At 65.8% G+C, this 15,283-nt stretch carries 4 protein-coding genes; 2 read left to right on the top strand and 2 right to left on the bottom strand.

Annotated features, from left to right (window positions below; all coding sequences use genetic code 11):
- Nucleotides 1-9 precede the first annotated feature (9 nt).
- Together A5709_RS02710 and A5709_RS02705 are read right to left on the bottom strand one after the other, a co-directional pair.
- A complete protein-coding gene (locus A5709_RS02710; protein WP_067947999.1) occupies nucleotides 10-333 on the bottom strand; it encodes an STAS domain-containing protein in 324 nt (107 codons plus the stop codon).
- Nucleotides 333-2,903 (bottom strand): SpoIIE family protein phosphatase, encoded by a 2,571-nt coding sequence (locus A5709_RS02705; protein ID WP_068117802.1) that lies wholly within the window; start codon nucleotides 2,901-2,903, stop codon nucleotides 333-335. The genes A5709_RS02710 and A5709_RS02705 overlap by 1 nt, the downstream gene beginning before the upstream one ends.
- Before the next feature lie 138 nt (nucleotides 2,904-3,041).
- On the opposite strand from A5709_RS02705, the gene A5709_RS02700 reads away from it, so the two are divergent.
- Both A5709_RS02700 and A5709_RS02695 read left to right on the top strand, forming a co-directional pair.
- Nucleotides 3,042-14,576: a BTAD domain-containing putative transcriptional regulator gene (locus A5709_RS02700; protein WP_068117798.1), complete on the top strand. Its 11,535-nt coding sequence runs from the start codon at nucleotides 3,042-3,044 to the stop codon at nucleotides 14,574-14,576.
- Entirely contained in the window at nucleotides 14,548-15,273 is a 726-nt protein-coding gene (locus A5709_RS02695; RefSeq protein WP_068117793.1) for a Type 1 glutamine amidotransferase-like domain-containing protein, read from the top strand. The genes A5709_RS02700 and A5709_RS02695 overlap by 29 nt, the downstream gene beginning before the upstream one ends.
- Nucleotides 15,274-15,283 lie beyond the last annotated feature (10 nt).

Raw genomic sequence — 15,283 nt, 5'->3', positions numbered from 1 at the left:
GACGTTTGGTCAGTTTTCCGATGCCGGCGACGCGGGGTCGACGGCAACCAGTTCGGTGAGGCCGCTAATGGTGAGGATCGGCATCAGGATCGGGTGTGCGATCAGGTGGATGTGGTTGGCGTGGGCGAACAGAGCGCTGATGGCGGCGCTGTCGAGGTACTCGACGCCACTGAGATCCACAGTGAGCGGACCGCCGCCGGAGGACTCTCCGCTCGCGCTGGTAAGGGCCTGGACGAACGCGTCGATGTTGCTCAAATCTATCTCCCCCGCCGCGACCAGCATCAGCTCCCCGTCATCGCGGCGCGCGGTGTCGAGGGTGAGCGACGTGGGCATCATGTGATCCTCGCGGATAGGTGAACCGTTGTTCCGGCGGCGTCGGGGCTGATGGTGACGTCTTGCATGAGCCCTCGCATGAGAGCAATACCCCGGCCCCGGTGGGGATAACTTGCCGGTTGCGGAACCTTCCACGAGCCGGTGTCGGTAATGGTCAACTGCACCTGGTCGACCAGTGCGGTCGCGCCCAGCTTGATCGTGCCTTCCGGTTTGTCGCGGTGACCGTGCTCGATGGCGTTGGCGACGGCCTCCCCGGCGGCGACGAGCACGTTCATCGCCTGTTCCGGGTCCAGCCGGGTCCGCGTCAACCAGGTGCGCAACGCGGTTCGGGCCGGGGCGAGGTGGCTGACGTCGGCGGGGAACGTCAGCTCCAGCGGCGCGGGGTGGCGATAGAGCAGAAGGACAACATCATCCTGGTAGCCGCCGTCGGGGGCCAGGCCGAGCATGATGTCGTTCGCCAATTCATCGAGAGTGGACGCACGGCCGTCCTGCACCAGGCCCGCTGCGCGGGAGATCCCCTGCCCCAATGCGGTGCGCCGGCGTTCGACCAGCCCGTCTGTGTAGAGGAGCAGGGTCGCGCGGGCCGGAATGGTCACCCTGGCCTCGGGGCGGGACCAGTCGGCTCGTACCCCCAGCGCGATGGTGTGACCGTCATCGAGGATCTGGGTGGTGCCGTCCGCGTGGACCAGGACGGGCGGCGGGTGGCCGGCGCTGGAATAAATCAGCTCGCCGGTCTCGGGGTTGAGCACCGCGCAGACGGCGGTGGTGCACTGGGCGCCTGGCAGCCGCGCGGCGAAGCGATCCATTCCGGAGAGAGCGGCGCCGGGGCTGGGGTTTTCGAACAGCAACGCGCGGCAGGCGCTGCGCACCTGACCCATGACGGTGGCGGCGGCGAGGCCATGCCCCACACAGTCGCCGACGACCATAGCGATGCGCCCGTCGTCCAGGTCGACGATGTCGTACCAGTCACCGCCCACCTGAAGGGGCCGGCTGGCGGCCTGATAGCGGACCGTGAACCCGTGCGGGAGATCGGCAGGGCCGAGGATCGCGTGTTGCAGCGCCAGGGCGGTTTCCCGCTGCTGGTCGACCTGATGGACCCGCTGCAGCCCCTGGCCGAGCCGGCCGGCCAGCACCGTGAGCAAGGTCTGGTCCTCGAGGGTGAACGCGCGCCGCTCGGCCAGATCGATCCAGACGACGAGCACGCCCTCGGGGTGCTGCAGCGCGATGCCGGCCGTCCCGGCCTCCCCCGTGCTCGCGGTGAGCAAGTCACCGTCGCGCAGCGCGCCGAGCATCTGTTGGGTGTGGGATGGCAGGTCGCCCCACTGCGCTGGCTCGCCGACCGACACGACTTGCGGCGCGCCAAAAGCGGTTCCCGCGGTGGAACCGAGCGTCGGAAAGGTGACAGCCAGCACGCGGCGGGCCCGCCACAGTCGGCGCAATTCCTCGGCGGCGGCGTTCACCGCGGCGTCGACGGTGTCAGCCTGGGCGAGTTCCTGGTTGAGCGCGTGTTCACGACCCGCCGCCAACGCCAGGGCGATAGCCGCGTGCCGGGCAAAGTCGCTGACGAGCTCGAGGTAATCGTTGCCGAACGGCGACTGCTGAGGGTCGCGGGCCACGGCGATGACGCCCAGCACCGCCCCGTCCGCGATCAGTGGCATGACGATCGCCGAGCGTTCACCGACGTCGGTGAATCCCTCGATCGGATATTGGAAGGATTCGGTGATCAGCGGTAGGCCGCGCCGCGCGACACCGCCCGTAGTGGAGCCGTCCATCGGCACCTGGCGACCGATCACCTCCGAGGAGTACCGGCCCGCCGTCGCGGCCACCACCAGGGTGTCGACGTCGTCGGCAGGCAGGTCGGACTCCTTGGGAACCAGCAAGATCGCCTGTTCGGCCCCGGCCAACTCCAGCGCCCGGTTCACGATGAGTTGCAACGGCCCCGTCTGGGGGTCGCCGGACAGGAGCGCGGTGGTGATCTCGCGGCTGGCCTTCGTCCATCTGGCCGTTTCGCGTTCTCGCTCGAACAGGCGCGCGTTGTCGATGGCTGCCGCCGCGGCCGTCGCCAACGCCCGCACGGCGGCCGCCTGGGAATCGGAGAACACTCGGCCCGCGCGGTCGTCGGCGAGGTAAAGGCTCCCAAAGTCCGCGCCCCGCACGGTGATCGGCAGTCCGAGTAGCGCCCGCAATGGCGGATCGTGGGCTTGCAGCTTGGCGGCCTGCGGATGCGCACTTACATCTTCGAGGCGCAGACCCTCACCCACCGGCAGATCGCCGAGCCGCCGCGCCGTGCCGTCATCGATGCCCGCGCGGACGTAGGTGGCCAGGGCGCCGTCGGCAGCACGGATACCCAGGGCGGCGTAACGGCAGCCCGTCAGCTCCATCGCCCCCTTGACGATCCGGTTCAACGTCACGTCCAGGTCCAGGTCAGAGCCGATTTCGCTGATGACCCGCACCAGTTGTTCCATCTGGTCGCGGGCTTCGACCAGCTCGTCGAGCTGCTCATGAATCTGGCTCACCAGCTCACGCCGGCCCTGCCAGGTGAACGCCGATCCACCCCCTTCGTTGACCATGGATACAAACCTAACTGCTCACGCTCGTGAGCATTCCAGTGGCGGTGACTTGGGGCCTGGACGCGAGGGCTTTACTCGATCTTGACCGTGCATTGAATCTCCCCACTGACGATGGCTGATGTGAGTACGCTTCCATCGGTGGAACTGGGGGTTTTGGGACCTCTCCAGGTCCGGTTAGGCGGGGCGCCCGTCGCTATCCCGGGCGCCAAACCCCGCGCGATCCTTTCAATGCTTGGGCTGCACGGCGGTTCGGTCGTGGCGGCCGACACGTTCGTCGAGCTTCTCTGGGGCGAGGATCCGCCGCGCACCGCAGCCAAGGCCCTACAAACCCACATCTCCTCATTACGCCGCACCCTGGGCGACGGTTTCGTCCTGACGACGGGCACGGGTTGGACGCTGGCCGAGACCCAGGTTGACGCCGCGCGGTACAAATCGGCCGCCCGACTGGGACGCGACGCCGCGGCGGCCGGCGACACCAGCCAGGCGGTGGCCCGCTTCGAGGAGGCGCTCGCCCTGTGGCGCGGAATCCCCGAGCTGCCCGATAGCCGACGCGGCACCTCCGAGAAAACGCGGTGGATCGAGGGCCACGCCGCACTGGTGGAGGATCGGGCCGACGCGCTGCTCGCGACCGGCCGGGCCGCGGAGATCATCGGCGAACTCGAGGCCGCGGTGGCCGATGCGCCACTGCGCGAACGGCGTTGGGGCCAGCTGATGCTCGCGCTGTACCGCGCCGGCAGGCAGGGCGAGGCACTCGGCGCGTACCAGCGTGCGCGCGCGCTGCTCGCCGACGAATTGGGGGTCGACCCGGGACCAGACCTTCGCCGGCTGGAGGCCGCGATCGTCGCGCAGGACTCCGCGCTGGAAACGCCTGCTGCACAACAACTCCCGTCAGTGACTCGGGCGGTGACGTTCCTGCTGACCGACATCGAGGGGTCGACGGCCGCATGGGAGGCAGACGCCGGGGCCATGGCGGTGGCGCTGGCACGGCACGACGAACTCGTCGAGCAGGTCGTGACGTCCCGTGGGGGCCGGCTGATCAAGACCCGCGGCGAGGGCGACGCCACATTCTCGGTGTTCGAGCGACCGTCAGCGGCCGCCGCGGCGGCCATCGAGCTTCAAGATGCGATCGTTCACGAGCCCTGGGCGTTGCGCGAGCCCATGCGTATTCGCGTGGCTTTGCACACCGGGGAGGTCGAATTTCGCGATGGCGACTACTTCGGCCGCGCCGTCAACCGCGCCGCCCGCCTCCGGTCGCTGGCTAGCGGTGGCCAGATCCTCTGCTCGGGTGCGACGGCGGAGCTCGTCATCGACTCACTGCCCGATGACGTCGCGCTCGCCGATCTGGGGACGCGCCAGCTGCGCAATCTGGCGCGCCCGGAACACGTTTTCGAACTCCGATTGCAGACCACCCTGCTCGACCATCCCCCGGATTCGACCGAGGTGCCCCTGGAACGCCCGAGCCTGCCTCCCGTTCTCGCGGGCACCGGGCCGTTCGTGGGGCGCGGGCACGAGCTCGAGCGGCTGTCGTCGGCGTGGCAGGCCGCGCTCGCCGGTGGCACCAATGCACTGCTGATCGCGGGCGAACCAGGTGTCGGTAAGACGCGTCTGGCCGGCGAATGGTCGCGACAAGCGTATGACCAAGGCGCACTGGTTATTTACGGCAGATGCGACGAGGACCTCGGTGCGCCGTACCAGCCGTTCGCGGAAGCGCTGCGTGCGCTGGTGCCGTGCCTGGGTGCGGGTGGGCTTCGTGGGCTGCGGGGCGTGGAAGCGCTCCTCACACTGGTGCCCGGGCTGGCCGATCTGCTGCCCGACCTGGCGGCGCCCACGCGCGCCGACCCGGACACCGAACGGTACGCACTTTTCGACGCCGTCGTCGCGCTGTTGGCCATGGCCTCGGCGAGCGCGCCGGTCGTCCTGATCCTCGACGACCTGCACTGGGCGGCCAAGCCCACGCTGCTGCTGTTACGACATCTCCTGCGTTTCGGCGAACACGGCCGCATGCAGATCATCGGCACCTACCGCAGCACCGACCTTGACCGCTCCCATCCCCTGGCGGCGATGCTGGCCGACCTCCACCGCGACGGCACGGCCAGCCGGCTCAGCCTGAGCGGTCTCGACGAGGACGACGTGACCGCTTACGTCGCCGAGGCGGGCTACAACGACGAAGAGCTCGCCCGGGCACTGGCGTCGGTCACGGGTGGCAATCCGTTCTTCCTCATCGAGGCCCTGCGCCACGTGGATGAAAGCGGCGGACGCTGGGACCAGAGCACCCTGCCCCAGGGGGTGCGCGAGGCGGTGAGTCGCCGCCTTTCGCGGCTTCCGGCGGAGGCGAACAAGGCGCTTGCCGCGGCCGCCGTGGTCGGCAGCCGGTTCGCCTTGGATCTGGTGGAACGCGTGTTGGACGACGACCTGGTCGACGCGTTCGACGAGGCGTGCAAGGCCGGCATCGTCATCGAAGAGCCCGGCGGTCGCTACCGGTTCAACCACGCGATTGTCCGGCAGTCGCTGCTGGCCGAGTTGCCGTCGGTGCGGCGGATGCGGCTGCACCAGCGCATCGCCGCAACGTTGGAAAGCGAGCCGGGCGCCGACGACGAGCTGCTGGCCGAACTGGCGTACCACTATTTCGAATGTGCGTGGGCGGGCAACGCGGCGAAGGCGGTCGAATACTGCCGGCGTGCCGCGGACCAGGCGATGGCACGGCTCGCCTACGAAGGAGCGGCGGACCTCTACGACCGCGCCCTGCACGCACTCGAGGAGATCGACGAGGAGCTGCCCGACCGCGACGCCCAGACGGCCGAGTTGTTGATAGCGCGTTGCGAGGCCCTGTTGGCCGCCGGTGACGTGGCTTCGGCGGTAAGTGCGGTCGCCCAATTGCAAAGCGCGAGCGCTGATTCGAGGCAACTGGCGGCGTGGGCCACCTGCTTCGATGGCCAGCTCTCGATGCTGATCCACCCGGAGCGACTGGACGACGTGGCGGCCGCGGTCGGCTCGGCCGCCGATGAGTTGGCCAAATTGGGCGACGCCGCAGGAGAAGCCATGGCGCACACCGTGCGCGCCGGATGCCTCGCCCGGCTGGGAAGAATCGGCGACGGCGAGATCGCTCTGGACGACGCTCTTTCAGCGGCGCGGCGTGCCCGTGAACACCGCCGGGTGAATGCGGTTCTGGCGAACGCACCGCTTGCGGCGCTGTGGGGCCCGAATCCCGTTCCGCGCGCGGGCGGGCGATGCCTGGACGTGGTGCGGCTGCTCCGAATCACCACGGAATCACCGGCGGTCGAGGCGACATCGACGCGGTGCCAAGCGGTGTTGGAGGCCTTCCGTGGACGGGGGGCGGCGGCGCGACGGATGATCGACTCGGCCCGGCGCACGGCCACCGAGCTCGGACTGCGCCATTCCCTGATGGAGGTCGAGCAGTTCGCCGGGATCGTGGAGCTGGTGGTCGACGAGCCCGCGGCGGCCGAGCCGCACTTGCGCAAGGCCTACAACGGCTTTCGTCGCATGGGGCTGGACGCCGATACCGCCGAAACCGCGGCGCTGCTGGGCCGCGCGTATCTCGCACTCGACCGAGACGCCGAGGCCGACGAATTGTGCACCGAGAGTGAGAGTCTCGCCGGCCACGCGCTGAAGGCCTCGATCGCCTGGCGTACGCTGCGGGCGCGGCTGCTGTCGCGGCGCGGTGATCACGACGGGGCGCGGCGGGTCGCCGAGGAAGCCGTCGGCCTGGCTGAGCGTACCGACGCGCTGGTGGATCACGGCGATGCGTGCCTGACGCTGGCAACGGTTTTAGCCGCCGCCGGCGACGCTGCGGGTGCGCAGGCCGCCGCAGAGCGGGCCGCCGAGTTGTACGAACGGAAAGGCGCTGCGGCGCTTGCCGAAAAGGCGCGCGGCCTGGTCGGCGATCGTGTCGTCGCGGCTCCTCAAGCGCCGCGAGAAGCTTCACCGCCCGTCGAACTCGACAACGCATGCGTCCGCTCGGTGCGTGAGTTGGACACCGCGATCGACCGGGATGCCTGGGAAGAAACTGAGCGGCGACTCGCGCCCGAGATCGCCCTCGAGAGTCGGCGCAAGGTCGTCGGATTCCCCCGCACAGTGGTCACGCCTTCCCAATGGGTCAACGACGTCGTCAAGAGCACGCGCGCGCTCGGCGGTGTATGGCACGGTCACGCAACCGTCGCCGTACGCGGTGAGCGGCTGGCGCTCACGCGATTGGAAGTGCACATGGCGGATACCAGTCCCGGTGCGCCGCGCGACGACTCGCTGCAATTGTTCGGCCTCGACGATGACGGACGAATCCGGCTGCACCTGTGGTTCGACATCGATGACCTCGACGCCGCGCTCACCGAACTCGACTCCCGATTCGAGGCGGAGCAACCACCCGGGCGACGGTTGGAAAACACGGCGGCGCGGGTGTTCGAGCATGTCTGGTCACATTTCGCGACCCGCAACTGGGACGCCTTGGCGGACACCGTCGCCGACGACTATGTCGGCACCGATCACCGGCGGGTCGTGAGCGCTGAGACGCAGCTCAGTCGAGATGACGTAGTCAGAGACTTGCGGGCGGCGGCCGACCTCGGCTTCACGATCTCGATGGTCAGCGTCGTGGCGATCCGCGGGGAGCGTCTCGTCCTGGCGCGTGTTCGCGCCTCCGGCCAAGACCCCGAGGCGATTCAGAACGACGCCCTCAACGTCGTCGAGATCGACGCCGACGACCGGATCGCGAATGTCTTCACGTACGACGTCGACGACTTCGGCGCCGCCATCGCACGGCTCGAAAGATGTTACGGCGCTGGCGAGGCGGCACCGTGTGCCCATGCGTGGCGTGTCATCACGGGAGCCTATGCCGCGCTCGACCGACATGAGATCGCCGCGACGACGCCGGACTTCGCGAGCATTGACCACCGACGTGGGGCAAGGTTCGCGCCTGGTGACCTGATCGCATATGTCCGTGTTACCTGGGATCTCGCAGGGGACGGCAGTACGTACGTCGAGGATGTGCATAGGTTGAACAACCTCGGGGCGGTCGTCACCCATGTGACGCGTGGAAGGTCGCGGGAGGGCTTCGAGGCCGAATGGCGGGAAATCTTCCTTCTCACAGTCGAAGGTGACCTCCTCAGTCGCTGCGAGCTCTTCGACGAGGCCGACATCGACGCCGCGCTCGCAAGGTTCGATCAGCTCAGCCGCCCGGCATCGCGTCTGGAAAATGCAGCAACAATGGCATTCGACCACTTCTGGTCGCACTTTGCGGCCCGCGACTGGGATGCGCTGGGCGACAGCATCGCCGATAGCTTCTCCGGCGCTGACCACCGACGGGTGGTGAATGAGGGAAGCAGACGCGGTCGAGATGCAGTGATCGAAAATCTGAAAGTGTCCGCAGACATAGGCTTTACGATATCGATGTTGGATGTCGTCGCGATCCGCGGTGCGCACCTCGCTCTCGTACGCGTACGCGCCTCCGGCCGCGATCCCGAGACGATTCAAGGCGTTGCCTTGAATATCGTCGAAGTTGACGCCGACGAGCGGATCACCGCGATCGTGGTCTTCGATCTCGACGACATAGACGCCGCATTCGGAGAGCTCGATCGTCGATACCTTGCCGGTGAGGCAGCCAATTACGCCCATACCTGGTCGCTCGTTATGGAGGCATTCGCGGCGCTGAACCAGCGGAGAATTCCGAAGACAACCCCCGAATGGGCGAGCATCGACCACCGACGACTCGCACCAATCGGCGCGGGTGACCTAGGCGCATATCTCCTCGCTACATGGGAGCTCTCGCCGCAGTCTCGCATCTACATTGAAGCCGTGCACCGGCTAGGCAATATCGGCGCCGTGCTTACCCACGTGGCCATCGGGACATCGCCAGACGGATTCGACGCCGAGTGGCGGGTGACCGACGTTGTGATGTTCGACGGTGACCGGATCAGCCGCAGCGAGCTTTTCGACGACTCGGACGTGGCCGCCGCACTGACGAGGTTGGATCAGCTCAGCCGGCCGGCAGCGCGGCTCGAGAACACCGCAAGCGAAATCCACAAGCGCGTGCAAGCGTGTTTCGCGACCCGTGACTGGGATGCGATATCTGCGATGGCGGCCGACGATGTGTGCACCGACGATCGCCGTCGTACAGTGAATTCCGGCGTGCGAAAGGGCCGTAACGCCGTACTCGAAGAGATGGCGGCAACGTTCGAAATCGGCGTCGAGAGCTTGACCTCGGATATCATCGCCACCCGTGGCGACCGCCTCACGCTATGCCGCACCCAAACCTGGGGCCGGGACAAACGCCCAGAGGCGTTCCATACCGACGTCTTCGACATCTTCGAAGTCAATGCCGACGCAAAAGCTCTGGCACGGATCATCTTTGATATCAACGACTTCGACGCCGCCATCGATGAGCTCGAGGCACGATACATCGCCGGCGAGGCAGCCGCTCATGCACGCACGTGGTCAGTCATCGCGCAAAGCTTTGCCTCGATCAATAGGCGCGAAATGCCCACGACAACACCGGATTGGGTAAACATCGACCACCGGCGAGGGACGTCAATCGCGCCAGGTGAGATGGCTGCCTTGATGGGCGCCGCATGGAGTTCTTCGTCTGATCTACGTTGCTACATCGAATCGGTGCACCGTCTGAACGATCGCGGTGTGGTGATCACGCACGTCGCACGTGAAATCTCGCCCGACGGTTTCCACGCTGAATGGCGAGTGATCAGCGTCATCACGGTCGAGGGCGACCTGATCAACCGAACTGAGGTATTCGACGAGGCAGAGCTCGACGCCGCGCAGGCACGGTTTGATCAGCTCAGCCAGTCGGCGCACCTGGTGGAAAACGCCGCAACCCGAGCCGGACAGCGGTACCTGGCGTTCTTCGCCGCCGGCGACTGGGACGCCATGGCGACGATGCTGGACGACAAACTCGTATACGACGATCGCCGTCGTGTAATAGGCGCGGGTCCCCAACATGGTCGAGACGCTCAGATCGCCGACATGAGGACAGTCGCCGGTCTCTGGCCCGCGACCGTGGTGGCAACCGTGGTGGCGACTCGTGGCGCGCGCCTTACCCTCATGCGCCTGCGCTTCGCCGATCGCGATCACGGGCTCGACGCATTTCTCACCGACGTCGTCGGCGTGCTCGAACTCAATCCCGACGGGTTGATTACCTCAGTAGTCTTCTTCGATACCGACGACGTCGGCGCCGCGTTCGAAGAACTCGACTCCCGTTACCTCAAAGGCGAAGCGGCTACCCACTCGCGGGCGTGGTCAGTCATCATGGATGGCTATGCCGCACTGAACCGGCACGAACTACCCGCGACTACACCGGATTTCGCCAGCGTCGACCACCGTCGGGGTACGGCTCACACTCCCGGCGAGCTGATTGAATACGTCCGCGCCGGATGGGATCTCGACCAGAGAATTCGAACCTACCCAGAGGTGGTGCATCGGCTGAGCGACCTGGGAGCCGTCTACACCCACGTCGCGCATGGCACGTCGCACGAGGGCTTCGACGCTGAGTGGCGAGGGATCAGTCTCGTCATGGTCGACGGTGAACTTGTCAGCCGCTCCGAGGTCTTCGACGAAGCGGACATTGATGCCGCCCTAGCGAGATTCGAGCGACTCAGCCGTCCGGCACGAAGTTTGGCGAACGCGGCAAGCCGAGCGGTACAGCGTTTTGTGGCGTGCTTCGTCGCCCGTGATTGGGCGGCCATGGCGGACATGATGGTTGACGGCTACGAGACCGATGATCGCCGACGCACGGTGAACGCCGGCATCCGACGAGGTCGCGATGCCGCGATAGATGATTTTCGGGCCGGCGCCGGCGTCGGTTTCACGACCGGCGCTTCAGTCGTCATTGCGACTCGGGGCGAGCGCCTCGTCCTCACGCGTGCTCGCTACTCGACGCGTGAAGCGTCACCTGCCGCTTTCCAGACCGAGATGCTGCACGTCGTCGAGATCGACGCCGACGGCTTGATAACGGGGGCCGCTGTATTCGATCTGGACGACCTCGACGCGGCCTTCCAAGAGCTCGAAACACGATACCTCGCAAGCGAAGCGGCTTCCCATTCAAACGCCTGGTCTGCCATCGTAGAGAGTTACGCCGCGATCAACAGGGGCGAACTTCCCTCGACGACAACCGACTTCGTAGACATCGACCATCGCCGAGGAGCAGCGATGGCACCTGGTGAACTTATCGCATTCCTCCGCAGCGCGTTGGATCAGACGCCTAATCTGACGATCCGCATCGCAGCAGTGCATCGTCTCAGTCAATACGGCGCAGTCATCGCCCACGCTGCGGCTGCGACCTCCCCAGAAGGGTTTGAAGCCGAGTGGCGCGAAGTCGTCATTTTGACGGTTGATGGCAGCATGCTCAATGTTTGCGAGGTATTCGACGAGGCAGACCTGGAAGCCGCGCTCGCCCGATTCACGGAGCTCAACCCACACCGGCCGAGGCTGGAAAACCCAGTGAACCAACGCTTCCTGGCGTACTTTGCTGCCCGCGACTGGGACGCCATGGCCCAGCTGTTTGCCGAGGATTATTCGAACGACGATCGCCGCCGAGTGGTGAATGCGGGGGTTCGACAAGGTCGCGATGCCGCGGTCGAAGATCTACGGGTGTCCGCTGATGTTGGGTTATTGGCGACCATGGACTCGGAAGTCATCGCGACCCGAGGCGACCGCCTCGTTCTCACCCACGTTCAAGCGTCGGGCCGTGATCACCCCGCAATCCAACTCGACGTTCTTCAAGTCGTTGTGCACGACGGCGAACAGGTAATTGCAGCCGTCATTTTCGACTCGGAGGACGTCGACGCCGCATTCGGCGAACTCGACGCCCGCTACCTGGCCGGCGAAGCGGCCCCCTACGCGCACACCTGGTCGGTCATTGCAGAAACTTATGCCGCCTTCAACAGCAACGAGCTCCCCGCGACAGACTGGGCCGCCATCGACCACCGGCGAGGCACACCCTTCGCGCCCAACACCATGATCCAGTCCATCCGCGCCATCTGGGATCTAACCCCAAACCTCAAGATCCGCATCGCGGCGGTCCATCACCTCAGCAAGCACGGGGCGGTCATTACCCATACCCAACATGGGACCTCGTCTGACGGCTTCGATGCCGAGTGGCGACAGATCCAGCTTCTGACCGTCGAAGGCGACCGAGTCAATCGCTGCGAGATCTTCGACGAGAGTGACTTGGACACCGCGCTTGCCAGATTCGAGGAGCTCAGCCGTCAGACACGGCGGCTGGAGAATGCAGCGACCCGCGCGGAAGACCGATTCTTCGCGCACTCGGCGGCCAGCGATTGGGCGGCGGTCGGCGAAATCCTGGCCGGCAACAGCCTCGTCGACGATCGCCGTCGGGCGGTGAACGTCGGGATCTGGGACGGTCGCGATGCCGTGATGGCGAACATGCAAGCCTTAGCCGAGGGCCTTGCCCAGGTAACGCTGACGGCAATTGCGACCCGCGGTGACCGCCTCGCCCTCATCCTTATCCGCTCCTTCGAACCCCACTTGCAACGCGGCGAATTCGTCATCGAGATGCTGGGGATCACCGAGATCGACACAGACGGGCGAATTGCGGCCCACGTCTTATTCGACGCCACCGACTTTGATGCCGCCTTTGAAGGACTAGAAGCCCGGTACCTCGCCGGAGAAGCGGCCGAATATGCCCGCACGTGGTCGATCATCACGCAGGCCTATGCCGCGGTTAATCGTCACGAGCTACCGCCGACGACGCCGGACTGGGCCAACGTCGACCACCGAAGAGGAATAGCGTTCGCACCGGGCAATCTGGACGCATATCTCAGAGCGTGGTGGGACCTGCTCGCTCCAGGGCTCAGCGCCTACATCGAAACCGTGCATCGGTTGACGGAGCTCGGCGCGGTCGTCACCCGGGTTGTCGAAGGGACGTCGAGCGACGGCTTCCAGGCCGAATGGCGAGAGATCGGCATCTCGACGGTCGACGGTGATCTGATCAATCGCTCCGAGATCTTCGACGAAGCGGACATTGATGGCGCCCTTGCCCGCTTTGAGGAATTGCAAGCGCGGCCACACCGCCCCGTCAATGCGGCAAGCCAAGTGAGTGAACGGTTTTGGACCTGCCTCACGAGGCGAGACTGGACAGCGATGGCCGAGGTACTCGCCGAGAACGTTGTGTCGCATGACAACCGGCGGGTCGTCAACTCCGGTGTACTACGCGGGCGCGCTACGAATATCGCCAACCTGCGGGCGGTCGCCGAGGTCGGATTCGAACGTCTTGTCTCGACGGTCCTCGCGATTCGCGGGCAACGCCTTGCCCTCACTCGTATTTGGTCCTCCGCCCAGGGATGTGAGCCCGGGGAGATCAGCGCGGACATGATCGGCGTCGTGGAGATCGACAGCGACAATCGGATGATTGTTCACTCCATCTTCGACACCGACGACTTCGAACCCGCCGTTGCCGAACTCGAAACCCGGTACATCGCCGGCGAAGCGGCCACCCACGCGCGCGCATGGTCGCTGGTTGTGCAAGGCCACGCTCAGTTCAATCGGCGCGAGCCTCTCGCGATGATGCCGGACGTGGTTTACATCGACCATCGACGAAGCGTGACAATCGAGGGCGCCGATCTGGCCACCTCCGTTCGTGCCGTGTGGGACCTTCTCCCGCAGGTGCACGTCTACGTAGAGACTGTGCACCGGCTAACCGAACTTGGAGCCGTCGTCACCCAAGTGGTGAAAGGGACTTCACAAGAGGGATTCGACGCCGAGTGGCAGACGATCACTATTTGCACCTTCGAAGGTGACCGGCTCAGCCGATACGAAGTCTTCGAAGAGGACGACCTGGACGCCGCGCTTGCCAGGTTCGAGGAGCTGGGCCGCCCGACACGGCGGCTGGAGAACGCAGCAAGCCGAGCCGAAGACCGACTTTTTGCGCGCTCGGCGACTCGCGATTGGGCGGCGGTCGCCGAAATCCTGGCCGACGACAGCGTCGTCGACGATCGCCGTCGGGTGGTGAATGTCGGTTTCTGGGACGGCCGCGAGGCCGTGATGGCAAACATGCAAGCCCTGGCCGAGGGTCTTGCCCAGGTAGCGCTGACGGTGATCGCGACGCGCGGGGAACGCCTCGCGCTGATTCTCATCCGCTCCTTCAACCCCGATTCAGAGCGCGGGGAATTCGCCATCGAGCTGCTGGGAGTCGTCGAGATCGACACCGACAAGCGGATTGCGGCCCATATCTTCTTCGACGTCGACGACACCGATGCCGCTTTTGATGAGCTCGACGCTCGCTATGTCGCCGGTGAGGCTGCGGCCCACGCGCACGCCTGGTCGGTTGTCGCAAGTTCGTATGCCGCGATGAACCGGCGCGAGCTCTTCCCGACCACGCCGGATTGGGTGAACATCGATCACCGACGACCGGGCATCATCGAGGAAGGAGGTCTGAACGCATCCCTGCTTTCCCTGTGGCAACTGACCAAGCACGTCACCTTCCGCGTCGAGGCCGTGCATCGGTTGACCGACCTCGGAGTGGTTTGCTCCCATGTGGCGCACGGCGTTTCGCGGGACGGCTTCGACGCCGAGTGGCGCGGGATCGAAGTCCAGACCGTCGATGGTCCAATGATCAGCCGCTGCGAAATCTTCGACGAAACGGATCTCGACGCCGCGCTCGCAAGGTTCGATGAGCTCGTCGAAAGCACCGGTGACTGAGACGGTGGCACAACAACCGCTTTATCTGTTTGCGGACAGCCAGCTGCTGTTCTGGAAGCGCCGAGACCGCCTGCTCCTCGAGGAAGCCCTCGATGGGTTGGCGCGCGACACACCGCTTAGCGCGGCCTATATCGGTGCCTCCAACGGGGATCGTCCCGAGTACTACGGGATCTTCGAGGCGGCAATGGACGCGCTCGGGGTCACCGACCGTCGGATGATCGATTCGTCGTTCGGCCCCGCCGATCGCGCTTTCCTCGAGCGTGCCTGGTTGATCGTCCTCGCCGGCGGCGATGTACGGCTCGGCTGGGACACGTTCGAGCACACCGGCATGAAGGACGTGATCTTGCGCAGGCACGCCCAAGGGGCGGTCCTGGTGGGTGTTTCGGCGGGAGCGGTCCAGCTCGGACGCTATGGGATCGTCGAGACGCCCGATTCCGCCTCGCTCGAACTACTCGCTGTGTTCAACCTCGTCCCGATGGTGATCGACGCGCATGACGAGCGGGGCGGCTGGGGGCGGTTGTCGCGCATGATTCATGTACTCGAGGGGGCGGTCAGCGGGCTCGGGATCCCGTCCGGTGGCGGAGTCATCCTGCACGTGGACGGCACTATCGAGCCTCTGCGTCATCCCGCGCATGAATTTCACTTCGAGGGCGGTCGCGTCAACCACTCGGTGTTGGGCGCCGAAGACGACAGCTGATTTTCTCGCA

The sequence above is a fragment of the Mycobacterium sp. E1386 genome (assembly GCF_001672745.1).
Taxonomy (GTDB): Bacteria; Actinomycetota; Actinomycetes; order Mycobacteriales; family Mycobacteriaceae; genus Mycobacterium.
The sequence above is the reverse complement of the archived record's forward strand: the minus strand, read 5'-3'. Positions and strand labels throughout refer to the sequence as shown.

Excerpts from the sequence above, each read along its gene's own strand:
- A5709_RS02705 (WP_068117802.1), bottom strand. The coding sequence starts at position 2,903 with ATGGTCAACGAAGGGGGTGGATCGGCGTTCACCTGGCAGGGCCGGCGT.
- A5709_RS02710 (WP_067947999.1), bottom strand. The coding sequence starts at position 333 with ATGCCCACGTCGCTCACCCTCGACACCGCGCGCCGCGATGACGGGGAG.
- A5709_RS02695 (WP_068117793.1), top strand. The coding sequence starts at position 14,548 with ATGAGCTCGTCGAAAGCACCGGTGACTGAGACGGTGGCACAACAACCG.